Below are 25,620 nucleotides of genomic sequence, written 5' to 3'. Positions count from 1 at the left end.
TTCTCGCTTCTCGCTTCTCGCTTCTCGCTTCTCGCTTCTCGCTTCTAGTTTCTCACTACGCGCCCTATTTTTTACGAACGGGCGCGACGGAATCTCGTCTTACCAACGTCGGCGTAAACTGCATGATTTCTGGAACATCACTTAACCCCTTGGAGAGTTGAAGCGCAAGCTGAGTTGCTTGTTCTGCCATCATTTTAATGGGGTAGCGAATGGTGGTGAGTTTCGGGTACACATAACGTGCAATCAAACCATCATCGAAGCCCACAATCGACACATCATCTGGCACATTGATGCCATTTTCTTGCGCGACCGACATCGCGCCTGCCGCCATGTAATCGTTGTACGCCACCACCGCGGTGAATTCCACGGAGCGCGTCAGCAATTGCGTCATTGCTTCTTCACCGCCATCACTGCTCGGGTCACCCAATTCCACCATGCGCTCGCAAGGCGAGATATTGTTGTCGCGAAGTGCAGCTTCAAAGCCTTTCTTACGCTCGTGCGCATCTTCAATGTCATGGTTAGACGAAATCAACGCAATCTTGGTGTGGCCGTGTTTGATCAGAAATTCTGTTGCCAAATACGCGCCACGAAAGTTATCGAGTGAAATGCAGCGTCCAGCGAGTGCTTCAATGTGGCGGTTGATCAGTACGAGGCTTTTCACTTCTTCGGCGTAGCTGATCAGTGTTTCATCAGACAGGGCTTTTGAGTGGATAATCAGTGCATCGCAGCGGTTGTTGATCAGCAGATCGATGGATTCTTGCTCTTCGCGAGGGTCGTGATAACCGTTACCGATCAAGGTGTGCTTTCCTGCCGCGCGGGCAACACGATCAACGGCTTGTGTGAGCGTGCCAAAGAAAGGATCGGAAACGTCTGCGACCAACACGCCAATCGTGGCACTGTTCTGGCTGACCAGCGCTTTTGCGGCGGCATTGGGGCGATAGGAGAGCTTTTTCATCGCCTCGGTCACGGCCTTAATGGATTGCTCACTGGCGTTCGGAGATTTGTTTATAACACGAGAAACGGTCGCAATAGACACACCGGCTTCTTTTGCCACATCTTTGATCGTTGACATGAAATACCTCACTGCTCACTTGGCATCATTATACGCAAACAAATGATTTGTGCAGGGTTCTGGGCGCACGTTAACCGATAGCGCTCTCACAATCAGGGGCTTCTTTTGCCATACCTCATGCCCATTAACCACAGTGTTTACCTGAAGCTCGCTTGATTGTTCTTTCGAACAATCGTTCTCCGTAAGAGAACAATCATTTCCAACTACGTGTGTTTATGCGCAACCCAACAACCCGTATCGTTGCTCCATCAGCACAACATGCAGCTTAAGAGGGACACATTATGGGTTTATTGGTCGATGGAAAATGGCGCACCGATTGGTATGACACATCGAAAACCAACGGACGTTTTACCCGCAAAGCCACCAGCTTTCGCAATTGGGTAACGCAAGATGGCTCAGCCGGACCAAGCGGCGAGAGTGGCTTTAAAGCAGAGCCTGGTCGCTATCATTTGTATGTTTCTCTTGCGTGTCCTTGGGCACATCGCACCTTGATCTTCCGTGCGTTAAAAGGGCTAGAAAGCATGATTTCAGTGTCTGTCGTGAATGCCTTTATGGGCGATGACGGTTGGACATTCTTGCCGGGCGACGACGTGATTGCAGACAGCGTGAACAACAAAACGCATCTGCACCAAGTGTATACGGCAGCACGCGCTGACTATACCGGACGGGTTACCGTGCCTGTGCTTTGGGATAAGAAAACCCAAACGATTGTGAGCAATGAATCCGCGGAAATCATTCGCATGTTCAACAGCGCGTTTGATGACGTTGGCGCAAAGGACGGCGATTTTTATCCCGAATCGATGAGAGAGGTAATTGATGAAATTAATGACTTCATTTACCCAAACATCAATAACGGCGTTTATCGCGCAGGGTTTGCGACGACTCAAGAAGCCTATGACGAAGCCGTGGACGACCTTTTCAGTGCCTTGGACAAACTGGAAGAACGCTTGGCAGAACGCCGATATTTGGTCGGTGACCAAATCACTGAAGCGGACTGGCGTTTGTTCACCACCTTGGTCCGATTCGATGCTGTTTATGTCGGACATTTCAAGTGTAGCCGTCGCCGCATCGTCGAATATCCAAACCTCTCAGGCTACTTGCGCGATCTTTATCAACAGCCGGGCGTTGCAGAGACGGTGAACATCGACCACATCAAGGCGCACTATTACGGCAGCCATGAAACGGTAAACCCGACACGCATTGTGCCGCTTGGCCCAGCATTGGATTTCACGACACCACACGGCCGTGAACAAATAGGTCAATGATTCAAACACGTCAACGCAGAGCAAGCGAGTGGCGCGCAGTAAAGGAGTGAAGCAATGGGAAAATTAGTTGAAGGCCGTTGGCTGACCGATGATGCGTTGCGTGAGTTGGAAGCCAAAGAGTATGAAAACGCACAAGGGCGATTTGTGCGCGGGACGGCCAAATTCAGAAACTGGGTGACCGCGACAGGCGAAGCAGGGCCAAGCGGCGATGCAGGCTTTCAAGCCGAAGCGGGTCGTTACCACCTCTTTGCTGCGCTGAACTGCCCATGGGCGCATCGTACCTTGATTTATCGCCAAGTGAAAAAGCTGCAAGACGTGGTGGGCGTGTCGTTAGTCGCGCCGCTGCGCACCGATCAAGGTTGGGTGTTTGATGCGAGCAATCCGCGCTTTACGGACGAACTGCTAGGCCTTGAAGCCATGCACCAGCTTTACGTGAAATCGAACCCTGATTTCACCGGGCGCGTCACGGTGCCCGTGCTCTGGGATAAGAAAACCCAGACCATTGTGAGTAATGAATCCTCAGAGATCATTCGTATGTTCAACAGCGCATTTAATGAAGTGACAGGTGATGAGCAAGATTTTTACCCAGCGGCGCTGGCGCAAGACATTGATGCGCTGAACGATTGGATTTTTAACACGGTCAATAACGGCGTTTACAAAGCAGGGTTTGCGCGAACGCAAGACGCCTATAGTGAAGCGGTGACTGTGTTGTTCGAATCGCTTGAAAAGATCGAAGCCCGCCTTGGCGAGCAGACCTTCTTGCTGGGCGATGCGATCACCGAAGCGGATTGGCGATTATTGCCGACGCTGGTGCGCTTTGATGTGGGGTATTTCACCGCCTTCAAATGCAACCTGAAAGCGTTACGTGATTACCCGAATATATCGGCATATTTGAAAGCACTGGTGAAACAACCGGGCGTACGAGACACCATCGATCTGGATGTGTATCGCCGCGGATATAACTCGAAAAGTCCACTGCGCAACCCGCACGGTATTGTGCCTGTTGCCCCAACGGTCGACTTTTTGTAAGCGCAGTTTTCTATGCGCTATGAAAAAACACGAACAAAGCAATATTTACCAACGTACGGAGGAGTCATTATGTTATTCACAAAATCAAACACGGCGACAAGACTATTCAACGCAGCGCCTGACATGTCTGCGTTGGTAAACGATGAAATGCTGAAAGACAGTGCATTCCACCCCAATTTGGGTGGCGTGACGAAAGGCGGCATGGCGAACCATTACCCGATGACCATCATGTCATTGCAGGGCTTGGGCGCGAGCGATGAAGATATACGTAACTTCCGCTCAACCTGGCCGCGTTATCGTTCCAAAATTAGCGAAGATTTACGCTTGATGGACAAAGGCGTGATCACCCAAGAAAACTGGCCTGACTATTTAGGGCAAGCCAACATGCTGGCAGATTTCCAGCGGGTTTTCTTTGAAGGTTTGAATGCGACTGACGATCAAAACGCGTACTTGCTTTCCGTGCTTGAAAGGCTGCAATACGCACTGCCAATGGGTTTGTTTCACCCATTGATCAGATTGAGCTTTGCCATGATGCATGGCGACAAAGGTTTGATTGCGGATGCGTTAGCCTACTGGGCGATACGTTACGAAGACTTGTATAAACGTATGTTGCCACCTCGTACTAATCTGACAACCTTGTCAGCCAGTGCGGCGGAGAATTGGGCACTGTTGCACGCGGCAAAACCGCAAGTCAGTGTCTGGGGTGGAAGCCTGAGCGTTTGTGAACGTTTATGTTCTGAACCTGTGCTTCACGACATCGCGGTTGCTGAGAATTTCTTCATAACCGAAGAAAACCTTCAGCTGAAGATTCAAGAAATCGGTGATCGTGCTATCAGCTTGTACTTGTACGAGCCTGCACTCACCACCTTACATGGTGTGACGGCGTATCAAGCATTGGCGGACATCACCCAACAAATGCTGGATAGCGGCAACGGCGCTCGCCCTGTATTGGCGGAGCTTTGGCAGCGCTATTGGGTATGGCTGACTGGCTTGTATCTTGAAAAAGGCTTCCCAGAAACCTTGCCGACAGTGGCGACAGATGCGCAAGCATACGTGGATGCATCCGATTGGGAAGACATTGCCAAAGGTATTGCGTCAGTGCCAGAAGTACATGCCATCAAAATGGTGTTTAGCTGCAAGTGGCTTTACGAAAACATTGAAGCCAATCCGCTCTACAAAGCGGCGGCCATCAATGTGCTGGCAGAACACACAAGGGTAGAGCCCGTCGCGCTAGGCTAAAACAGTGATGTATTTGAGCGACACAAACAAAAAGAGCGGGCAATGCCCGCTCTTTTTTTATTCAACATGTCACGTTCAGTCATCGTCCAAACCCTTTTGGGCTTGAAAGTGCTTAACGCTTTTGTTTTTTCGCTTGATCAGACAGATCGAAATCGAACTCATCAGGGAACAGCACAACGCCTTCCAATTCGATGTTCGGGAACGCAACGATAGACAGCTCATCGTCCATCAAACCGTTCGTCCAGCGGCTGTGCCATTTGTTTAGGCCAATCGCTTCGGGTTTACAATGTTCCCACTCACCGGTTGCCCATTCTTGAGCAAACGCTTCATTTGGCCACACTGGCACACAATCTTCGTCTTCGGTATTCAGCATCACACAGCCGTGTTCATCGATTAGAATCCAAATTTCACGGTTCTCGACAACTTCCTTCACTAAATACTTATAGCGTTGGTCTACGTCGAATTTAAGGATCTCTGCGATGCGTTCTGGAGTCAGGGTTTTAGCCATTTTGAATTCCACCTGGCGATGTTAGTTGCCGCTAGTATACCCAAAGACGGAGATGAAACGATGCCTAATTTCCAGTGAACGATTTTGCGACTGAGCTGAGTATTAAAAGGTGGTTTTGGGGAGTGCTAAACATTGGGGGATAGTAAAAAAGAACGGCAGTTTTAAAGTGAGTTGTCAGTACTCAAAGTGTGAAATTTAGAGCGCCACGTCAATCCAGATTCAAAATTCGTTAACCTGCCTCACTATATGCGCCAAATTGAGCACGATGTGGTAATTTATGGGCAACACAATTGAACGGATTCAACCTCTTGAGAAAGAAGCTTCTACTTTCTTTTTTTGCCATCGTCACTGTGTGTGTCGTTGTGGCTTTTACCTATCAGCCAAATTATGGCGAAGGACATGCTCCTAAAGCAGAGCAATATCATGGGGGCTATCAAGCCAATACTGTGCTGTCGAATTATTTTTCGAAGCCAAAGGATGTGCCTGATGTGTTTTCAGGCTTTTTCCCGCTAGAGACTGGGCATGATGCATTGCTGACTCGCTTGGCCATGATTGAGTCGGCGGAGCATAGTCTCGATCTGCAGTATTACATTTTCAGTAATGATGAAACGAGCCAACTGATTGTTTGGCGTTTGTATGAAGCGGCGGAACGTGGCGTAAAAATCAGATTACTGATCGATGACATGCAAAGCCGTAAAGACAGTGATATTGCGTATCTGAATGGACACACCAACATTCATGTTCGCTTGTTTAATCCCCATCAATTTCGTGCCCTGAGAATGCTTTCTTGGATCACTGATTCAGGGCGTTTGAACCGTCGTATGCACAATAAATCGATCACGGCGGATGGTGTGGTGTCTGTGGTTGGGGGGCGCAATATTGGAAACGAGTACTTCTCGTTTCGTTCAAACGTGGAATTTGGTGACTTCGATGTGTTGCTCAACGGCCCTGTGGTAGAAGACACGGCAGAACAGTTCGATATGTATTGGAACAGCGAACATTCGGTGCCGATGTCGTGGATTCAAAAGAGTAAGCGCATCCCCAACACGGAAGATGTTGCCCGTTGGCGTGAGGCATCGCGTATCGAACACAAGTTCACCAGCGATGAATACAACTTCGCGACCTTGCCGCTGTACAAGAAAATCAAAGATAATCAGATTGCCCTGAATTGGGGGCCTGCGCGTTTGTTGTTTGATTCACCTGCGAAAGTTGATGATGGCGATAGCCTATTGATCACAGGGCTTACGGAGGTGCTCGAAGAAATTGAATCCTCGATGATCCTTATTTCTCCGTACTTTGTGCCGACAGAAGCGGGCACGCGCGCACTGATTAAAGCCTCGTTGAGTGGTAAACGCATCGTTGTGCTAACCAATTCCTTAGCCTCTAACGATGTTTTTGCCGTGCATGGCTGGTATGCGAAATATCGCCAAGCGCTGGTGGAAGGGGGTGTTGAGTTGTGGGAAATGAAGGCGCACACCTATTTGCGTCACCATTGGAGTGTGACGGGGAGCAGTCGCTCAAGCCTTCATGCCAAAGTCATGATGCTTGATTCGCAACAGCTCTTTGTGGGCTCGATGAATTTGGACCCGCGTTCCGCCCGGTTGAACACGGAAATGGCGGTGATGTTTGATACGCCAAACTACGTCTACGGTGCGCAGCGAACGTTCTTTGAAGCACTGAGCAAAAACGCGTATCAAGTGAAGATGGACAACGGAGAAATGCGCTGGGTTGATCATTACTATCGTCGTTCGTTTGATACTGAGCCCGATTCGGGATTCTTGCTGCGCACTGGGGCATGGCTGAGCGGTTTGTTACCTATTGAAAGCTGGCTGTGAAGAGTAGCAATAAGCCTTGATAGAAATAAAAAAGTTCGCCAACACTGGGCGAACTTTTTTTATGCAGCAGGAGTTGCTTGCCTGTGTTGGGTGCGGGAAATGCCACATTTCATCTCATCACCATTTGAATCGCATGAGCAGGGCAGGCGACGCGGCATTGGGCACAACCGGAACATTTTTCTGTGTCGATAGCGATACTGCGATTTACAGTGTCAATTGCTTGATGAGGGCATGCCTCAGAGCAGGATTGGCAAGGCGCACTCATTTGGCGAATGCACATGCCAGATAGCATGGCGATAGCCCCTGTGGATGGCAATGTATCAGGTGATGCATTGGCCAATGCCAGGGTGGGACACGCGCGTTGGCATTCTCTGCATTCAGTGCACGCGCCTCCATCTAAAGTAAGTACTGGCTTACCTTCAATCATGCTGATAATACGCGGTGGGCAAGCATTGGCACACTTTCCACACCCGTCACACAAACGATTCAACAGACTTTCATCAACCGCTGTCGGTGGCCTTGGCACGGTGCGCTTTGAGGCAAGGCCTGCTTGTGTTTTTACGGGCTTACTGACGCCAGACCACAAGCCACGAAACAGCCCGCGACGGCTGCATGTTTGCATGTTGAGTTGTGCAGTGTAGTAACGCTCGTCTCTGTCAGACATGATGAATTGCAGCCTGTATTAGCGGTAAACCGTCACGATTTTGTATTGCGCATCCACCTGTGAGGCCAGTTGCTCCAACGTACCTTCAGCCAATAAGCTCAGGCCTTGGTAAAACTCGGTGGTTGCACCTTCTCGCATCACCGCAAAGAAACGTGGCGCCCATGTTAATACATGGTCCGTTAGGAAGGTTTGCAACGATACCAAGCTCTCGTTGTGGGCCATTTCTATTACTTGCGTGGTCAGCGCGGTTTCCACCAAGTAGGCGATAAATGAAAACACCAAGCCGATGTGATCTTCAGGTTCGCGTTCGCCCGTGTCGATGGCAATGCCGTGGTCTGCATAAAAGGCGCGGATCGCCAGGGTGGTTTTGCCACAAGTGGTTTGCTCTTCTGCAAGATACACAGAACCCCAAGGCGCAGCCGCAAGGGTGTTAGGCCCGACAAACAGTTGCGCGTAATCACGGGAAATGGCCTGCAAGTCAGGGCGTGCTTTTAACAGGGCTAAGCCGTGTTCCACTTTGTCGTTTCTGACTTCAACAGGCCATTCATCGAACAGTGCTTCGTCGTACAAGGCATCAATAAACGCGGCATCTGGCGCTTGGTGCAGAGCACGGTAAAAAAAGTGGCTCGCGATGGTAAGGCTTGCAAGCGTTTGGTAACGAAAGTCATTCATGGCAATGGGCTTATTCGACTGAAATTAATAAGGTAAAAACAACGTGTGTTGGCAACAAAAACAAAAAGACGGTGGAAAAAAGAAAAAAGGTAACGCGATAAAACAAAGAACGAGCGAGAAAAAACTAAAAAAGAAGGGGCTGGCTATCCTGCCCCTTGAGAACAATTCGGCGATGATTTACATGCCAGAACTTGCGCTGATGAAGGCGTCGTAGAAGAACGCACGACCAGACAATTCTGCCATTACCACCATCAAGAACGCGGCAATAGTGATGCCTGCGTTTTTGTTATTGTCACGCAATGCTTGAGAGGCAAACAGCACGACACCTGATGCCATCAAACCGATGCGCGCCATGGTGAAGGCTTCTGCGTTCGCAATCGCGAAGGGGTTGGTGTAAGCGTCTAGTTGGCCTAGCCACACCGCATAACCGCCAAAGCCAATCAAAGAGATTGCCATGGTGGTCAGTGCAGCCATACCCAGCGTGCGATCCGCACAGGCTTGAGCTTTACCAAGCTGAGGGGCAAGCACACGCAATGCCATCGCGGCTGCAATTGGGCCAACAACGCCTGCCGTCATCAGGAATTGGAAGGTTGTCCAATGTGAGTTCCAGCTCACCACGGTTGGCAGACGGTACACGTTTACAATCGCAAGAATGAACACCACACCCAGTGCCATGGCGGCAGGTAGCGTCAGCTTTTGCAGTGTTGGTTGAATGTTCAACACGCGCAGTGCGGTGAAGGTAAAGGCTGCGCCACCAAACAGTGAAAGCGCAACGATCTCCATACTTAGCGCAGACAGGTGAGCCAGACCAAACATGACGTTGAACATGCGGAATGGCTGACCCAAGTGCGTCACCGATGCCATTGCACCGAGACCGAGCAACGCCAGTGATGCCATGAATGCGATGTTCATGCCTTTGCGTTCAGGTTTGAAGAACAGCTCAACCAACCCTAGCGCGATAAACATACCGACGGCGGATTGCGCCAGAACGGTAAAGAAAACCAGCGATAATTCACTCATAGCGATACCTCTGTCGGGTTTTGGATGCTGCCGGTGGTGTCACCCGTTGGACGAGAGTTACGGCATGTGGTCACGATCAAGTTAGGTGAAGTCAGACGTGGGTCTGGCAATGGCGCAACGTCGTTCTTGGTGCCGTACATTTCACGAAGTTCATCCATTGGACCAAAATCCAACGCACGTAGCGGGCAAGATTCAACACATACTGGCTTGCGGCCTTCAGCGATGCGCTCGTAGCAGCCATCACATTTGGTCATGTGTTTCTTTTCAGGGTGGTATTGCGGTGCGCCGTAAGGACACGCCATGCCACAGTACTGACAGCCGACACACACGTCTTTGTCGACAACCACAAGGCCATCTTCAGTACGTTTATGCATCGCACCCGTTGGACAGGCTTTCACACACGCTGGGTTTGAGCAGTGGTTACATGAAATCGACATGTAGTAGGCGTAAACGTTTTGGCTTACTGTGCCATCATCGTTTTGCACCCAGTCACCGCCGGCGTATTCGTAAACACGACGCCAGTTAACGCCCACAGGTAGATCGCTGCGGTCTTTACATGAAACCTGACAGGTTTTACAGCCAGTACACTTACTGGTATCGACATGGAATCCGTATTGAGTCATCTATTTATCTCCCCTTAAACCTTGGCCACTTGAACCAAAATGGTGTGCTGAGGATTCCCCTTCGACAGTGGTGTGTTCTTCTGTGAGGTCAATGTGTTGATACAACCGCCCAAATCGACGCCGTCTTTATCTGGGTTGTACCAAGCACCTTGGCCTAGCGCAGTTACGCCCGGCATGATGCGCGGGGTCACTTTGATGGCAACGCGAATTTCGCCACGATCGTTGAACACGCGAACATAGTCGCCACTTTCAAGACCACGTGCTTTCGCATCAATTGGGTTCATCCAAATACCGTCGAACACCACTTCACGCAGCCACGGAATGTTGTGGTAGGTAGAGTGCGTGCGGCCTTTGGTGTGGTAACCAAAGAATTGCAGCGGGAACTGCTCGGTCTTTGGATCCAGGTGGCTTTCCCATGTGGTCACGTACTGAGGAATAGGCGTGATGATTTCATCGTCAGCCAAGGTCCACTCTTTCGCGATGGTTTCCAGCTTGGTGGAGTAGATTTCAATCTTGCCAGACGGCGTGCCAAGGGCGTGCTTCTCTGGATCGTTACGGAAATCTTCCAGCGCGATACGGCCTTCTTTTGGCGCAGCCAAGGTGTAAGGACCGTTTTTACGCAGGTCTTCCAGCGTAGGCAGGTTCGCATCTTTTGCACGCGCACCTTCGTACAGGTATTCCAACCAACCGTCACGGGTGCGGCCTTCGGTGAACGCCTCTTTCACGCCTAGGCGCTCTGACAGACCCACACACATGTCGTAGGCGCAACGCGTTTCGTACAATGGTTCGATAGCACGAACCAGCGGGAACACGCCGCCTAATGAACCTGAAGAGTAACCGTCCGAGCTCACTTCGTTGTTTTCGATGGTGGTCACGTCTGGTAGAAGCAGGTCAGCGAAACGCGCAGACGAGGTCATATGGTTATCACACACCACAATGAATTCTGCTTGGCTTTCATCTTCGATCAGTTTGCGGTGTTTGTTGATGTCCGCATGCTGGTTCATGATCATGTTGCCTGAGTAGCTCAGTAGGAACTTGATCGGGGTACGAAGACGTTCCGCACCTTGAATGCCGTCGGTTTTGTCGGTCATTTCTTGATGACGGTAAATCGCATCGCTCCATTTGAAGAACGGCACTTTTACTTGAATCGGGTTAACGCCGGTTGGAATGCGCGGTGCTGGGTAACTCCAGTTCGCAGGCATATCACCGGTGTTTGTGCCAGGGCGGCCGATGTTACCCGTTAGGATTGGCAGCATCACGATCGCACGAGACGTTTGCTCGCCGTTCGCCTGACGCTGAATACCCGTACCTTGGGTAATGAAACACGCTTTTGCCGTGCCGATTTCACGCGCAAGTTGCACGATTTGATCAACAGGAATACCGGTGATTTTCGATGCCCACGCAGGAGTCTTCTCGATGCCGTCAGGACCTTGACCCAGAATGTGCGCTTTGTAGTGACCGTTTTGCGGTGCGCTGGCTGGCAGGGTAGACGCGTCGTAGCCTTGGCAGTACTTGTTCAAGAAATCTTGGTCAACCAAGTTCTCGGTGATCAAGGTGTGTGCGATACCTTCAACCAGCGCCGCATCAGTACCTGGGCGGATTGGCAGCCAGAGATCTTCTTTACCCAGCATGGTGTCGGTGTAACGCGGATCGATAATGATGGTACGCACGTTATTCTTACGCTGTGCGTTGATGTGCTCGTGGATCTCACCACCACCACTCATGCGGGTTTCAGCAGGGTTATAACCGAACATCACCAGCAGATCAGCGTTTTCGATTTCTGTGGTATAGCTACCGTAAGCCGACGGTTTGATGGAGCCGTAAGTGAACGGCAGAGCAAACTGAATTTGGCCCCAGCTGTAGTTACCGTAGTAATCAAGGAAACCACCCACAAGGTTGAACAGACGCTTGAAGCAGTCTTTACCGTCGGTGCGGTAACCTTGTGTGCCTGAACCATAGGTAATGAAGATTGAATCATTACCGTATTCTTTGATGGTGTACTGGAGTTTTTCCGCCATCAGATCCAGCGCGTCGTCCCAGCTGATGCGTTCAAACTGGCCTTCGCCACGTTTGCCGATACGCTTCATTGGGTATTTCAGGCGGTCTGGGTTGTAAACACGGTGTTTGATAGAGCGGCCACGCAGACACGCACGCACTTGGTGATTACCAAAGCCTTGGTCATCGCCACGGTTGTCTGATTCAATTTGGGTGATCACGCCATTTTGGGTGTGCACTTGCAGTGCACAACGGCTACCACAGTTCACCATACAAGCAGACCATACCGTTTTGGTTTCAATGGCGTTTGTTGCCGTAGCTTTGGCAACCGCTTTCAGTGGTAAACCAGCAGCCAGTGCCGAACCACCACCGATGGCTGCCCCCCACTTCATGAAGCTTCGACGCTTCATCGGCGCTAATACCGCCTTATCGATCCAGTTTTTCATTGTCATTCTCACACCGCTTTCGCGGATCTGTGTGCTAATTGACTTAGCTATTTTTATTTGCTTCAAACCCATTAACAAAGCATTCACCAAATGAATGATTGCTAGGGTCTCAAACGTAGAATCTTTGATGGAGTATTGCGATGAGAACTATAAATATTCCCTAAATGTGAGGGAATATTTATTCGGGGGAAATTGGTGCCACATGCAACATGAATGACGCTTTGTTGATTTCAATCAATTTTGGATTCGAATCATTATTTATAAATGCGACGGATTCGCAATTGAAAAATAATTAAACAATATTGCGGGTGAATGATTGCGATGAATTATACTCTTGGTGTGAGAGTATGTCTTTTTCTTGTGGGGTGTAGCGAGAGGGAAGAGATGGCATTTGATTGTAAGTATCTGATTAAAAATTATTTTATTTTTGTGTATCGAGGCTGAAAACCTCGTCGATGAAAATACGTATTGTATTGGAAAGGAAACTATAGAGCCCTAATCAGAAAAATAATCGTTAATGATTGATTAGAGTTCAAATTAATTATCTTGTTGAAGGGTGAGTGTTATATAGAATTTTATTCACTGTTTGTAATAACATTTCATTGCCATTAGAACGAATATGTTAATGCGTGGTCAGGCATTTAACCTCGCGTTAATATTTCGACATCGAATTAGGGCGCTTTCTATTTTTGGTATTTTTAATTGTGCTTATGGTCGCATTATTGGCGATATTTACGTGATAGGAGCGGAGGGCGACGTGATAGATCTGTGATGGGGATATTGTGATGATGGATACATAGAATTGTAATGACTGAAGCAAATCTATTCATCATTGCTCTCCTGTAATCTCAATGTCGAGGGTTGGCGAGACAATGAACACAAGCTAGGCTAGCTCGACATGATGTTGAAAGGACATTCAACACATGACAGACAAGGAGTTTTTATGTCAGACATCGCTAACACCCCGCCACCCCCTTATTACGCCGTTATCTTTACCAATCTCAGAACAGAACTCGACGACGGCTATGGCGAAACCGCTGCAAGAATGGTTCAACTGGCCGAACAGCAACCCGGTTTTCTTGGCGTAGAATCGGCGCGAGATACCGTTGGCATTACCGTTTCTTACTGGAAAGATCTTGATTCCATCAAGCAGTGGAAAGCGAACGTCGAGCACATTGAAGCGCAGAAGCTAGGGCGCAAGAAATGGTACGCGGCGTTTACCACGCGCATTGCCAAAGTAGAACGGGAATACAGCCTATAACGCGATGAAAGGTGACTTGTTTAGCGTCGGAGCGCCAAATGCGTAGCGTCAGTTTTCCTCTATGGTCACTTGGTGCTTTTTGCCCTTATTTTGGACATGCGCTTATTTAGTTCTTTTTGGAGGATGTTTTTGTCGTAGGGTTTCATGGACTTCCATTTTTGGCACTCTTCCCGAGTGCGACCGCAGCCCACACACCATCCCTTGGGGGCTGAAAAATCACACACATCAATACAGGGACTTTGATTTCGCTTCACTTTGCTCTGTCCTTTGCGGTGTTTGGTATCCCTTGATGCATCTCTTTAAAGCTCACGCAATACCTGCTCAATGCCAGACTCGAGTTGTCGTAGGCGGTTAAACTCCTCGAATAGCTTTTGTTCGAGGTTTTTAACGTTGAGTGGCAACGTTCGCTGACAGACATGGTAGCCACTACCAATGGTTCGATAGCCTTTCCAACCCGTGATTCGGTCACCTTCAAGCGCTAGAAACTTCCGGATAAACTCAGATTGCGCCGGACAGTCCTCTTCTGCATGTAGGCAAATAGGGAACGCTTTTTTCTTTATCTCACGCGCTTCAATGTAGGTCTCAAAGTGGATACCGCCTTGCGCCTCGTTGTGCCAATTTTCTTTATAAAGCTGTATGTAATCGCCACGGTTATAAATTTCCCAACCGTCATCAAACCAAGAGGATTGCCTTAGCATTTTCTCGAGGTTTCGGAAAATAGGCTTAATGTCTTTCATAATGGCATCCCTCGAAGCACTAACACGAGGCGATCATTCAATATGTCTTATCGTGGTTTAGGTGGGTGTATTGTGATGTTATAACGTAACATATCAATGGCATTGAATGCGTGTCAACAGGCCGAGTTAAGTAAAAACAGCGTAAGAGAAATACGGCGTTTGAATCCGGGCGATGTCTTTTAAACGAGACGTTTTAAAAACTTATTTCGCGAAGAAAATGATAAGCTCTGTAGGTGTTTTAGCTGCCTACATCAGCCTGCTATCTGCTTCATCAATCAAAGGAAAAAGAATGAGAATTGCTGTTATCGGCTTGGGTGACATTGCCACTAAAGCTTACTTACCTGTCTTGACGCGACTGCCTGAACTTGAGCTTGTTCTTTGTACTCGCAACCCCGAAAAACTTGCCGCAGTGGCGCGTGAGTACCGCATTGCAGAAACGTGCCGCGACTATCGTGAACTTGTGCACATGAACATTGATGGGGTGATGATCCATACCAGCAGTGAAACCCATGCCTCGATTGCTACCTTCTTTATCGAGCAAGGGGTGCCCGTTTTCGTTGATAAGCCTGCTGCCTTAAATTTTGCAGATTATCAAAAGCTTCATGATTTGGCGGAACAAAAATCCGTCCCCTTATTTGTCGGCTTCAATCGACGTTACATTCCTATTTGGCGCTCGCTGGTGGCGCGTGATGACCTTCGCACCATTACCTGGCACAAACACCGACTGAACCTTGTCGGTGCAGTACAAGACTTCGTCCTGGATGACATGATCCATGTGATCGATTCACTGAATCTACGCGGCAAAATCGACCAGCAAGACATGCAGATTTCAGTCCAGCGACAGGGCAGTGACATCGCCATGATTAACCTGAGTTGGGAAGAAAACGGCACGCTGTTTAATGGCCAAATGAACCGTCAGTTTGGGAAAACCTGCGAATCTGTCTCTCTGAGTTTCTACAATGAAGCCTACCAATTCGACAGTTTCCTGCGCGGCGAAAAGTCTGAAAGCGGCAAAACAGAACGCATCGAAATGGCCGATTGGACAGATACGCTAGAAACCAAGGGCTTTAAAGCCATGTTGGAAGATTGGGTGGATGTGGCGACGTCAGGACAGATGGATGAACAAATGAAGCGACGGAACCTGTCGACCCATGCTTTTTGTGAGCAGCTGTTGGGGAGAATCTCAGGCGCGTGATGTTAAGGTCAATTATGCCTGACGCACTGAGTCGCAAAGCAAACATGAGCCAGCGCAGGGTTTGGCTGGCTCAACCCGCATTTCCTTTCTTATTTCATCGGAAATTGTATCGAATGCCGAGAGTGACACTTTGGTTAGAAACATCCGCTCCGTCAAAGCCATCAAACTCAGCCGTTTGGTAACGGTATCCAACGCCGATATCTAAGTTATCGATCATATAGCCAATTTCAAAGCCAGCCTGATAAGAAAGATCGGTGTCCTTGATACTTTGACCACTCACGCTAATTTCGGAAGACATCGAGCCAACCCCTAAGATCAATGCGCTGTAAAGGTTATTACCTTCCTCGACGAATTTAGGTTTGGCGTTTATGAAATAAGCATCGGCGTCTACGTGACTTGAGCTGGTGAAGTCAGCTTTACCAAAGTACAAATATTCAACCTCTAACCCAAGTTCCAAACCGGGTGACACTGTGAAGCTGTAGCCTGCGAAAGCGCTACCACCTATATCGCTGTTTTTATCGGCTGACATGCCACTGTATTTCAGTTCCATATCATTGAAGATTGAAAGGTTACCACCCGCGTAAACGTGGTTGTCGGCATAGGAATGTGTACTGAACAAAAGCAGAGCGATAAGTGATTTTTTCATCCGGGGACCATGGTTAGCTTGATAAGTACGTAAGAGGTGGCGTTGAAAATGCCGTGTTTGAAGTGAGCTTTTCTGTCGAAAAACGAAGCAGGTATTTCATCTTCGAATGGGCGATCTTTCTATACCTCTCAATGTGTTACCGGAGAATATATCATTGCGAGTAACCCTCTCTATTTGAAGGTGATCTCAAATGCGGGGGTTAAACCTTCAGGGTGGAATATGGCTCTGGATTCAGGTTGATTGCAGGGAGTGTTGCGGTTGTTTTCTGCGAGTCACATTGAAAGAAGATAAACGCCGTTAGCGCTGTTCGATAACGGTTTCAAGCGACCAATCCTTGGCAGATACCCTTTTCACAACAGCATTATCAAGAAAAGAACCGACAGTAGCATGTGTTGAACACTCTCCCTCTAGAACCGATTGCAGGTCATTGGCTACACTGACAAACACATAACAACAAACTCAATGTACATAAGGAAGTGATGAGCATACCAATCCCCCACCGACCAAGCGGTATTCTTCTTGGTGATCCCCAAGCATCAGTGACGATTGATGTTTTTGTCGATATTCAATGCCCACACTCGCGTGCAATTTGGCCAAACCTCATGGCGGTTATGCGTCATTACACGGGGGCATCGGTCAGCCTTAAAACGCATTTGATAACCCTGAGTAATCATCGACAAGCATGGGACATGAGCTTGGGGTTGTTTGCCTTGGCAGAGGGAGACGCCGACAAATTCTATGGGTTCGCTACCTTCCTCTATGAACGACAAGATACGTTCTACAACGGGCCTTTCCTTCATAAAACCCATGACGATTTACGGCAGCTCGTCGCCGACTACGCCGAAGAACATGGCAAGGTAGAAAGAGACGCGTTTTTCGAGCGTATGGACAGCAGTGAAATCTATGTGATGGCAAGAACGCCCATTCGCTATGCTGCAACACGCTCGGTCTGGGCAACGCCAACGGTGTTCATCAATAACGCGGGTTTAGTGCCTGTTGATCAGCACTCAAGTCTAGAAGACTGGCAAGCGGTGATTGATCCTTTGTTGTAGGTTCCCGTCTGGTTAGAGAATCAGGAAGAGAAGAGGTCGGTGTTGAGTAGGTATACATTACTCTATTCACCGATTACGTATTTCGCTTCTTTTTACTGGCAGGTTGCTAAAAAAGCTGGTCGATAGTGAATCGACCAGCGCTTAGATTCACGTTACTTGCTAGGCTTATTTGCCTTTCAGCTGCTTTAACGCGCCGGCCCAATCTTCTACGTGATGCGATTTGGTGATTTTGCCATTCTCGATGGTATGAACATCAATCGTCATAATGTCGAAGCGCTTACCTGCGCCATCAACGCCGAAGAGAGGACCCGTTGGTGTGCCGGTTGCGCGGCCTCGCACAATCACACGATCATCAGCATGCGTCATCTCTTCGATATTCCAATTTAAGTCTGGGATTAATTTGGCGAAGTATCCCATTTGACCCAAGAAAGCACCTTTCGACTTATTCATGCCAGAGTAGTTACCGACACTTTCCCAGTTATCTGCCGTGTTAGCGCTGAAGGCTTTTACCGCTTCTTCAGAACCCGGGTTACTCAGAAGTGTATAGAAAGTCTCTACCGTCGTTTTGTTTGCTTGTGTGTTGTCATTGTAAGCTTTCGATACCGCATAGCTGTCTTCCATCCAGTTCCAGCTTTTTACTTTATCGTCTTCTACATGAACACGAACAGCCCACGTGAATTTGCCAGTATCAACACCTGTGTTGTTGAGAATAGCGCTCATTGAACCCATAAACACCGCTTGATCTGCGTTAGCAAAACTGTGGTCGGTGCTCCAGCTTGTCACTGTCAAACCTTTACCGAATGCGGGCATAAATTTGCCCATCACTTCTTCTTGGCCTTTCCAAGGGCCAATCCAAGGGATGCGTTTGTCGCCTTCGTTATGCCAAACAAAATCATCGCTCATGAGTTCGGTCAGTTTTGCGCCGTTACCACTGCCAGCGGCTTCGAGAAAGGATTTAGCAACCGCTAACGTGTTGTCTGATTGAGCATCTGCATGGCTGATACCCCAAGGAAGCATCGAAATGATCGATACTGCAATTATTCTTTTCAACGTATCCATACTATTCACCTTTTGAATAAGTTAAGAGCAGTGATGCTCCATGTGTGACGATGAAGATGATCTTATCGAAACTTTGATTGGTTGATAATTGCGCATTATTTGACTTGATAGTTCGCATAAACGGAACAATGAGGAGTCGATTTGGTGAATTGGTTTGAAGAGCAGGGGAGAATACAGCTTTGTGGAGTTTGTATCCTAACTGGGCTAGCGTTGCTAGCCCTTTTCTTGCTGCAACAAACATCAGGTTGGTGGGTTTGTATGCCTGCTATCTGTCAGTCTGCGCAGATTTAGAGGCGGATTTTTCGTTTTTCTAAAAGCGACGGTCCCAGTTATTTTGCAGGGCCAGCCTAAATAGCGGCAGGGGTTTCCGTCTCTAGGGACTAGCATGTACATGGCCCACGGGTCGCCCATTTCAGCGGCCTTTAAAAAGGTGTCGCCCGCCTGAAATCGCTCCCCGTTTCCCATTGGGTCACGCCCAGCCAAAAGGTGGCGTAAGCATCACCCTTTTTAGATTGTGTCAGGAACAGGCTACGCGCCTCGTGGAACGCCCCTTCGTTGTATTTTACGATACCGCTGGCGTCGTTGGCAGATGCTCCTACGGGCGCCACCAGAAAAATAATAAACAGTATTTTCTTCAGTATATTGAGCGCGATCGCATGCATCAAAGGGACTCTTTGGTCACGCAGGCTGGCGAGGTTCTCTTTTTGAAGCGGATGAACAAAATCAGGCACAGTGACCAGACCATAGTCACACAACACTGATAGATAACAGGCGCAAACACGCTGAAATCCTTCGGCGGTTGCACAATCAGCAGAGTGACAATGGACAATAGGGTGCAGAGTATTGTCATTGTAAGCGGAGCGGTTTTCCCTTTTTTTTCCAGCGTGTTGAGTTTTGAACGCCATAACAGCCATGCAGGGATAGAGGCTACACCGACCACAAAAATAAACCCTAGTGCATAAAGGCTTTCGCTCAGTAATGTATCGATACCCATAATCAATCGCCTTTAATAAACAAACAGTTCAATGGTGGTTTCATCTAAAAAGAGATTAGGGGTTAAGGTCTTGGCGTAGGCTTCCGCTTCTTTACGCAGCTCCTGTTGGCGCTCTTTGCTTATGAGATCCCGTTTGATTGACCTACCCTCGCTATCTGAAACGATTAACCCGTATTCATCCGTTACTGACTCTTGGGTAAACACTTTACATTCGTCTCTGCCTTTATTCAGTACCTCATTAACCACCGAGTAGTAAAAGGCTTTTTCAATGTCTATGGGAAAACCTTCCCCTCCCCATTGGTATGCACTACATAGGGATTTGGCGGCAGTAGGGAAACCTGTATCCAATGATTTCTGCAACCAGGCAAATTCTTGGCCTTTGACGCTTGAGTCTTCGCTGTATCCTATGCCAGATATCATAGGGGCATAGCCTTTTTTCGCGGCTCTATGCATGTAGTTCAGTTTGTACTCGTTGTGTCTTCCACCAAATTTACGCATGTAGCGGTAATAGGCACCATAGGTATTTTGCTCCATGCCCGCTTCCAGCAGTTCCTGATAGCGAAATAGCCTGTAAAACGGAATGTACTCCCACCAGGGTTGGCTGACTTTGGTAATGGCAAATTGGGCCTTGGCATTGCCTTGCTCAGCAAGGGCTTCCCATCCAGCAAGGGCTTTGGTTTTCCATGCTTCATCACAGGGCCAGCCTAAATAGCGGCAGGGGTTTCCGTCTCTAGGGACTAGCATATACATGGCCCAGGGGTCGCCCATTTCAGCTGCACGGAGAAAGGTGTCGCCCGCCTCAAAGCGCTCCCCTGTTTCCCATTGGGTAACGCCCAGCCAAAAGGTGGCATAGGCATCGCCATTTTCAGATTGTGCCAGAAATAGGCTTCGCGCCTCATGAAACGCCCCTTCATTGTATTTGGCAATACCGTGGGCGGTGTCGTCGTTGGCGGACGCCAAGGTGGTGACGGCTAATAAAGTAGTGAAGAAAAGTGACTTCAAGGTATTACACACGGCGGTATCCTTTCGCAACGGCGTCTTTGATGGCGTGCTGGTCTGACGCTGGAATGGCAAGGTAAACGTCCTCTTCCCGGTGAGGACCTCTCAACACCGATTTTTTGAATAACGGTGTTAGTCTCATCAATTCCGGTAGTTGTTTATTAAATGCTTTCCATTGGTCATTTATTTGATCTCGGTAGGGGTATTTATCGTATGTGTCAGAATGAAAATCATCTTTAACAGCCAAACTAAAAAAGCGGCGCAGTGACACGATATTCTCGGCGTACTGCTCCCATTTTTTTTCTACTTTCTCGTGCGGTTTTTTCATCCCGACCCGCTGCATGGCATTTTCAAATTTGCGTATTTGCTGGGTCGTGGGGTTGTTAGCACCTAACCAAGTCAAAATGCGGTTGATGGCTGTTAACTGTGCGATATTATTTCTCGCGGCTTTTTCGCCGTCGCCAAACATACCTATGAAGGGAATTTCGTTGTGATAAATGAGCGCATCAAACAATTTTGCCAAGGTCTCAGCGGGCATGTTTCTGATCCATTTCTCGTTGAGGTCCAAGTTCTCTTTTGAGTTGAGAAACGCGGCAACATAGTAGGCGTTTTTCTTGTCAGACGCTTCTTTCTCAAGGTTACTGATCATATTGAACGGTAACAATAACACCTGTGAGAGTGAGAGGCCAAAAGCGGCGGCGACCGTTAGCACGGTATTGAAGGCACCGAAGGTATCTTCTCCGTTTTCATCTTCCAGAAAGAATTCGAAGCGATGAAAGTCCGCTGACTCCATGATTTGAAGTACGGCCGCAAAAAAATCATCCGCCGCCAGGACGTTTAACTCGGTGGCAAATTTGCCACCCACTCCTAGCCCTTTGGTCATGCTCATGTCTGTGACAAAGATAAATTTACCTTTATGGAACGTGCATTGGAATACCGCTTTATAGCCTACGCCCAGTGTGGCGCGAACGCCTATCCCTGTTTTAAACAGGTTGAGGCGTTGCTCTGTCTGTGGGGGAATCCAGTCGAACTCACAGCTTACCTTGCCCCCCACTTCTAAGCCTGCAAAGGCAGACGCTTCCATTCTCGCACCGGCTGCTATTGTGGTCGGTTCATTGTTTCGCGTTATCGTCGCGTTTTGGCTACGCTGCTCGTTAAAATCAGTTGTTTGGTCGTAACTGCCACGCACACCGATTTCGCCATTTGCCATATTGCCGACATGTATGTTGGATGCAACCTGCACGCTAGCAGAGAGGAAACCGTGCACTTGTGCTTGAAGACAAAGCTCTCCCTTGCCAAGGTTTTTGAACGTTGAGGTGAGATCTTTTGTTTTATAGCGAATGTCCAATGGAAGCGGTATTTTACTCTCAAAGCCAAAGGCGGCACTGGCTAAGTCAAATCCTGCTTTTACTTCGCCGCTGAGTTGGACATGGTCTTTGCTAAACGTATCTTCCTGAGCGGTAAAAAGCTCTGCGCTGTTCACGAATCGAGCAAATTGAGCGCCAGAGTGGATCTGGGTGTAGCCGGGCAACCCGAAGAATTCATTGTCGATGACATAGCCGTGCCAGGGGAAAATGATCGTATTCGGAATAGCAGCGAGTGTCGAATAGTGTGTGCCTTGATAGCTTAAGTTGCCTATTGAGGTTTCTGAGGAAAATTTGTTTCCTGCCGCCCCGTTTCCTATTGCACCACTAGGGGGGGTGACACTGAGCGGTTTAATGCATGAGGCAAGGTTATTTTCAAATACTGGGTGATTTGACTTCAGGTAGATCACCGTTTGGGGAGCAGAAGATAATGCGCACTCCACGATAGAGAGGTTGTTGAGGCCAGCTGCAGCGAAAATTTGATGTTCAAGGCTTTCTGGCTCCCATGAATATTCATCCCAGAGCAGCATATGCGAAGTGTTACTTGCACTTGGTACACCGCCAAAATGAGTGATTTTCTCATCAATATACGCAATAGATGGCGAAGATTTCTGTGTTTCAGCCGCTAGTTTTAATGACAGTTGGCGCTGTTGGAGCATCAATGCAAAATCGAGAAGTTGGCGGACATATTTAACATAGGCTTCATTCTTTCCAAGCCTCTCAGAAAAATCACGTAAACGCCGCCCGACCTCTCGAATGAGGAAAAGATGCAGCACATACATAGGGTAATACCCTATTGCGTCTTTGAAATTCAGGGTGTTGTGGAGGTTTTTAAGTTCTTTGACAAACACTTCGATGCTCGGATTGCGTTCATCGACAGTGTCAATCAGGGCTTTGACATCCTGCCATCCATGAAACAGTTGATCTTCAGTCAGGCACTGCTCTTTAATGACGGTGCCCGTCTGGTTGAGCTCGTGGACAGCCTCGAAAAAAAAACGGTATTTTATATCTTGAGTGCCCAGATACGCACTTACCCCCCACTTATTGGTGTGTGCTTTTTGGATTTCTTTATCTGCTTTGTCACGCCAATACTGATAGAAATCATGAACGGTTTTAATATCTGGGATGGGACTGTTTTCTTTGATTGTCTGAGGGGAAAGGTAATCGGAGATCTCCAACTTGACTCTTTGGGTAATGATTTTTTTTAAACTTGCGTAAACCTCTGCATCGCGATCGGAGGAATAATACCCCTTATCGATGAACGCAAAGGTGTGCTCACCCTCTTGAACTTTGGTCTTCCGAGCAATACGGGTCGCTTTTTTTTCAAAGCCCTCAATCGCTTTCTCTAGTGCTTTAATAGTACTCTTTTTCAGCTTCCGATATTGAGACATCCGCTCATCTTCGAACTGCTCAAGGGCTTGCTCGTAAGAGAGAGTAATACTTCCCCAGTATCCACCCGGTTTATGGATCATCTCTTTACCTTGAATACTACGTTTATCTTCCTCAAAGTCGCTTTCTATCTTTTCAATTTTTTTTGAAATATCGCCAAGACCTATATCGGGGTTATCTGCGGGAAGCAGAATAACATCACCGCTTTGGGTCAACTGAAGGTGTTCCAGCAGCGCGTGCTTGTAATGCTCTGCACTCTTTGGATTGTCGATCTTTAAAAACATTTCATGCGCAACAGCGTCAAAGGAATCAACAATGCCAAGCCCATTAAGCCCTTTGACAATGTCCTCTTTGCTCGAGCCGCTCAGCGCAGCTTTACAGATATCGGCTTCGGCTTTGACGCAGTCTACTGCTTCCTGCGTCAATAAGAGGACTTGCTGTTTTTTAGTGCTTGGATGCTCGGGAATGAATAAAGAGTCCACGAACTTTTGTGTTTTACAGGTTAACGCCGCCACGCTCTCTTTCGCGAGTTGGGGTGTGGGCTCTCTTTTTTCTGTGCTTGTATCGGGCAAGGTAGGAACGGTCAGCGTATTCCCATCATAGATTAAGTCGATATTTTTGATTTGCTGCGAATTGAGACTGTGCAGCGTTTCAACGGTCGTATTAAATCGAACAGCGAGAGCCGATAGTGTCTCTCCCGACTTAATCATATAGCTTTTTGTCATTGGAACATGGCCTCTACAAGCTGGTTATCTAAGACTAAATCTTTATCTGCGAGCACAGTTTTGATAGTGGGGGGCTCATAGCGTTTGATTGGCTGAGACTCGGCAACATTAAAGCTGGTGAGAACAGCATCCGCTGTACCAAAAAAAATCTGTTTTTCATCATTGCTCAGATGTGCCATTAAAAATGACAAGGTATTGGGTGAATAAAAACGCAAAAGGAACAAGCGCCCGTCCTGAGAGTTGACGGTGATAAGTTTCTGCAAGGTGTCAATTCGGTTTTCCTGGGGAATAGCACTATCAAATTCAAATAAGACAGCGCTGCTCGCCCAAAGCGAATTGTTTTGCCACAACGACCATAATGCATCGTCCTTTGTGACTGTAATGCAAACGGGGCTGTTTTGTCGCTGGGCTTTCCAAGGCGTGTTGTCATACAAAAAGAACCACGGCTTTTCATGTGTGGTGGCAAAAGCGGTGGCGTCTTTGACACGAAGGGCATCAACAACCAAGACGTAATTAGGGATAAGATCACGCATCGTCACACTCACAATTAGGCTTGCTACACTCGCCATTCCCGCGTCTTTGACAAATTTCCATCATGGGGATGTCTTTTTCCGCAATTAGCGGAAGCAAGCTAGTCATGGTCGCGGCTTGAGGTGCCAATAGTATCTCGGCGGGTGCTGTAGGGGCGGTAACCCCACCCGGCAACATCGGCATTGCACCCCCAAACCCTGAACCGCTCCCTGCACCGCCGCCTGCGTTGAGGTCGATCACCGGGCCAGAAATGTGAACACCTGCGGTATCCACGGTGACGAAACACCCGCCTGCTTTTAGGGTGATTTGACTGCCAGCTTCGATAACGAGCTTCGCACCAGATTTTTGATGAACTTCAGAGCCAGCATCGACGAGTTGGCTGGTTGCTTGTTTGATGTGTATTGAGCTGTCAGTGGTGAGTGTTTTATCACCCTTTACGTGCTCTTTGCTTTGCCCATCTACTGTCAGGTGGTCATCCACCTTGATGTGTGAAAACCGCTCGTTCTCCACCTCCAGATGCAAGTCGTGTTTGATGTTGTCTTTGCGGTCATTCTCGACCAGCAAGTTCATGTCTTTTTGAGCATGAACATAGATTTCTTCTTGCCCTGCTTCATCCTCAAAACGTAGTTCGTTGAAGCCTTCCCCCTGATGGGTTTCGGTTCTCAGGACCGTGCGGGTTTTGTTGGCTGGCAGCGGGTAGGGCGGCACATTGGTCGCGTGATACGTGCGGCCCGTGATAATCGGTTGGTCTGGGTCACCTTCAAGGAAAGAGACAATCACTTCATGGCCGATGCGTGGTATCGCCATCATGCCGTATTGACCGCCCGCCCAGCCTTGGGAGACACGTACCCAACAACTTGAGCTTTCATCACTGTTGCCGTATCTGTCCCACGGGAACTGCACTTTCACGCGCCCGTGTTCATCACAGAAGATTTCTTCGCCTGCAGGGCCCGTTACAATCGCGATTTGTGGGCCATGCACACAAGGTTTGGCTTCCGGAATGGGACGCCAAGGGCGATGGCCTGGAATCACTGAAAACGTATTGTGGAAGGACGTCATGCCTTCGCCGCCATGCTCTTCCAGAGCTTGAGGCTGCGTGCCTTCACTGTGCAGGGTCACCACAATCCAATCCCGATTGGTGGTGTCGTCCGGGTGACCGTCCAAGTCAAACACCATGCCCGCATCTACCTGCATGATGGTGCTAGAGGCAGTCGCCGTTAACGCATCACTGCGCAAGTGCTCTAACCGGTATTGGGTAAACGGCTTACCCGCCGCATCGCTTTTGAAGCGGCCTGGGTAA

At 48.5% G+C, this 25,620-nt stretch carries 24 protein-coding genes; 7 read left to right on the top strand and 17 right to left on the bottom strand.

Features of this window, described 5'->3' with window-relative positions:
* Window positions 1-64: 64 nt before the first annotated feature.
* Window positions 65-1,072 carry a substrate-binding domain-containing protein gene (locus tag BM082_RS14605; RefSeq protein WP_017009254.1) on the bottom strand — a complete coding sequence of 336 codons (1,008 nt, stop codon included), beginning with the start codon at window positions 1,070-1,072 and terminating at the stop codon, window positions 65-67.
* Window positions 1,073-1,353: 281 nt separating this feature from the next.
* Here BM082_RS14605 and BM082_RS14600 point away from each other — a divergent pair, with 281 nt between their 5' ends.
* The 3 genes from BM082_RS14600 to BM082_RS14590 all read left to right on the top strand — a co-directional run bounded on the left by BM082_RS14600 (window position 1,354) and on the right by BM082_RS14590 (window position 4,605).
* A complete protein-coding gene (locus BM082_RS14600; protein WP_074927478.1) occupies window positions 1,354-2,337 on the top strand; it encodes a glutathione S-transferase family protein in 984 nt (327 codons plus the stop codon).
* Window positions 2,338-2,391: 54 nt separating this feature from the next.
* Window positions 2,392-3,366 (top strand): glutathione S-transferase family protein, encoded by a 975-nt coding sequence (locus BM082_RS14595; protein ID WP_017016710.1) that lies wholly within the window; start codon window positions 2,392-2,394, stop codon window positions 3,364-3,366.
* Between the two features lie 69 nt (window positions 3,367-3,435).
* A complete protein-coding gene (locus tag BM082_RS14590; protein WP_017016709.1) occupies window positions 3,436-4,605 on the top strand; it encodes a questin oxidase family protein in 1,170 nt (389 codons plus the stop codon).
* Between the two features lie 112 nt (window positions 4,606-4,717).
* Here BM082_RS14590 and BM082_RS14585 read toward each other — a convergent pair whose 3' ends face one another.
* A complete protein-coding gene (locus BM082_RS14585; RefSeq protein WP_017009258.1) occupies window positions 4,718-5,113 on the bottom strand; it encodes a DUF2750 domain-containing protein in 396 nt (131 codons plus the stop codon).
* Between the two features lie 308 nt (window positions 5,114-5,421).
* On the opposite strand from BM082_RS14585, the gene BM082_RS14580 reads away from it, so the two are divergent.
* Window positions 5,422-6,948, top strand: coding sequence for a phospholipase D family protein (locus BM082_RS14580; RefSeq protein ID WP_074927475.1), 1,527 nt, complete (start codon window positions 5,422-5,424; stop codon window positions 6,946-6,948).
* Window positions 6,949-7,057: 109 nt separating this feature from the next.
* On the opposite strand, the gene BM082_RS14575 is transcribed toward BM082_RS14580, so the two are convergent.
* From BM082_RS14575 to BM082_RS14555, 5 genes are all read right to left on the bottom strand, one after another.
* Complete coding sequence (locus BM082_RS14575; RefSeq protein WP_074927473.1) at window positions 7,058-7,612, bottom strand: 4Fe-4S binding protein; 555 nt, start codon at window positions 7,610-7,612, stop codon at window positions 7,058-7,060.
* Window positions 7,613-7,630: 18 nt separating this feature from the next.
* Entirely contained in the window at window positions 7,631-8,284 is a 654-nt protein-coding gene (locus tag BM082_RS14570; protein ID WP_017015021.1) for a TorD/DmsD family molecular chaperone, read from the bottom strand.
* 177 nt (window positions 8,285-8,461) lie between these two features.
* Window positions 8,462-9,304: a dimethyl sulfoxide reductase anchor subunit family protein gene (locus tag BM082_RS14565; RefSeq protein WP_074927471.1), complete on the bottom strand. Its 843-nt coding sequence runs from the start codon at window positions 9,302-9,304 to the stop codon at window positions 8,462-8,464.
* The gene (locus BM082_RS14560) at window positions 9,301-9,927 is read right to left on the bottom strand and encodes a DMSO/selenate family reductase complex B subunit (protein ID WP_074927469.1); all 627 of its coding nucleotides are present in this window, start codon (window positions 9,925-9,927) and stop codon (window positions 9,301-9,303) included. Before BM082_RS14560 ends, BM082_RS14565 begins: the two co-directional genes overlap by 4 nt.
* A 14-nt stretch (window positions 9,928-9,941) precedes the next feature.
* Complete coding sequence (locus tag BM082_RS14555; RefSeq protein ID WP_074927530.1) at window positions 9,942-12,368, bottom strand: DMSO/selenate family reductase complex A subunit; 2,427 nt, start codon at window positions 12,366-12,368, stop codon at window positions 9,942-9,944.
* A gap of 943 nt (window positions 12,369-13,311) precedes the next feature.
* Between BM082_RS14555 and BM082_RS14550 the strand changes: the two genes are divergently transcribed.
* Window positions 13,312-13,629 carry an antibiotic biosynthesis monooxygenase family protein gene (locus BM082_RS14550; RefSeq protein ID WP_017009266.1) on the top strand — a complete coding sequence of 106 codons (318 nt, stop codon included), beginning with the start codon at window positions 13,312-13,314 and terminating at the stop codon, window positions 13,627-13,629.
* Between the two features lie 65 nt (window positions 13,630-13,694).
* On the opposite strand, the gene BM082_RS14545 is transcribed toward BM082_RS14550, so the two are convergent.
* Both BM082_RS14545 and BM082_RS14540 read right to left on the bottom strand, forming a co-directional pair.
* Window positions 13,695-13,883: a DUF1289 domain-containing protein gene (locus BM082_RS14545; protein WP_074927467.1), complete on the bottom strand. Its 189-nt coding sequence runs from the start codon at window positions 13,881-13,883 to the stop codon at window positions 13,695-13,697.
* A gap of 45 nt (window positions 13,884-13,928) precedes the next feature.
* Window positions 13,929-14,366 carry a hypothetical protein gene (locus tag BM082_RS14540; RefSeq protein WP_074927465.1) on the bottom strand — a complete coding sequence of 146 codons (438 nt, stop codon included), beginning with the start codon at window positions 14,364-14,366 and terminating at the stop codon, window positions 13,929-13,931.
* A gap of 289 nt (window positions 14,367-14,655) precedes the next feature.
* On the opposite strand from BM082_RS14540, the gene BM082_RS14535 reads away from it, so the two are divergent.
* Window positions 14,656-15,561 carry a Gfo/Idh/MocA family protein gene (locus BM082_RS14535; protein WP_074927464.1) on the top strand — a complete coding sequence of 302 codons (906 nt, stop codon included), beginning with the start codon at window positions 14,656-14,658 and terminating at the stop codon, window positions 15,559-15,561.
* Between the two features lie 94 nt (window positions 15,562-15,655).
* Here the strand turns inward: BM082_RS14535 and BM082_RS14530 are convergent, their stop codons facing one another.
* Complete coding sequence (locus BM082_RS14530; protein WP_074927462.1) at window positions 15,656-16,207, bottom strand: outer membrane beta-barrel protein; 552 nt, start codon at window positions 16,205-16,207, stop codon at window positions 15,656-15,658.
* 479 nt (window positions 16,208-16,686) lie between these two features.
* Here BM082_RS14530 and BM082_RS14525 point away from each other — a divergent pair, with 479 nt between their 5' ends.
* Window positions 16,687-17,259: a DsbA family protein gene (locus tag BM082_RS14525; protein ID WP_074927460.1), complete on the top strand. Its 573-nt coding sequence runs from the start codon at window positions 16,687-16,689 to the stop codon at window positions 17,257-17,259.
* A gap of 165 nt (window positions 17,260-17,424) precedes the next feature.
* Here BM082_RS14525 and BM082_RS14520 read toward each other — a convergent pair whose 3' ends face one another.
* The 7 genes from BM082_RS14520 to BM082_RS14485 all read right to left on the bottom strand — a co-directional run.
* A complete protein-coding gene (locus tag BM082_RS14520; RefSeq protein ID WP_017009271.1) occupies window positions 17,425-18,318 on the bottom strand; it encodes a nuclear transport factor 2 family protein in 894 nt (297 codons plus the stop codon).
* Between the two features lie 422 nt (window positions 18,319-18,740).
* Window positions 18,741-18,980: a hypothetical protein gene (locus BM082_RS14510; RefSeq protein ID WP_026024985.1), complete on the bottom strand. Its 240-nt coding sequence runs from the start codon at window positions 18,978-18,980 to the stop codon at window positions 18,741-18,743.
* Window positions 18,980-19,312, bottom strand: a complete 333-nt coding sequence (locus tag BM082_RS14505; protein ID WP_017015016.1) for a hypothetical protein — start codon at window positions 19,310-19,312, stop codon at window positions 18,980-18,982. The genes BM082_RS14510 and BM082_RS14505 overlap by 1 nt, the downstream gene beginning before the upstream one ends.
* A 12-nt stretch (window positions 19,313-19,324) precedes the next feature.
* On the bottom strand, window positions 19,325-20,326 hold the full coding sequence (locus tag BM082_RS14500) for an SEL1-like repeat protein (RefSeq protein WP_017015015.1): 1,002 nt from the start codon (window positions 20,324-20,326) through the stop codon (window positions 19,325-19,327).
* Window positions 20,319-23,789, bottom strand: coding sequence for a LysM peptidoglycan-binding domain-containing protein (locus tag BM082_RS14495; RefSeq protein ID WP_017015014.1), 3,471 nt, complete (start codon window positions 23,787-23,789; stop codon window positions 20,319-20,321). Before BM082_RS14495 ends, BM082_RS14500 begins: the two co-directional genes overlap by 8 nt.
* Window positions 23,786-24,358: a DUF4123 domain-containing protein gene (locus tag BM082_RS14490; protein ID WP_241814555.1), complete on the bottom strand. Its 573-nt coding sequence runs from the start codon at window positions 24,356-24,358 to the stop codon at window positions 23,786-23,788. Before BM082_RS14490 ends, BM082_RS14495 begins: the two co-directional genes overlap by 4 nt.
* On the bottom strand, window positions 24,315-25,620 hold a 1,306-nt coding region (locus BM082_RS14485; protein ID WP_139218794.1), incomplete at its 5' end, for a type VI secretion system Vgr family protein. The genes BM082_RS14485 and BM082_RS14490, both read right to left, overlap by 44 nt.

The organism is Enterovibrio norvegicus DSM 15893 (genome assembly GCF_900115495.1).
GTDB classification, from domain to species: domain Bacteria; phylum Pseudomonadota; class Gammaproteobacteria; order Enterobacterales; family Vibrionaceae; genus Enterovibrio; species Enterovibrio norvegicus.
Note: the sequence above shows the minus strand (reverse complement) of the source record. Positions and strands in the feature narration are given on the sequence as shown.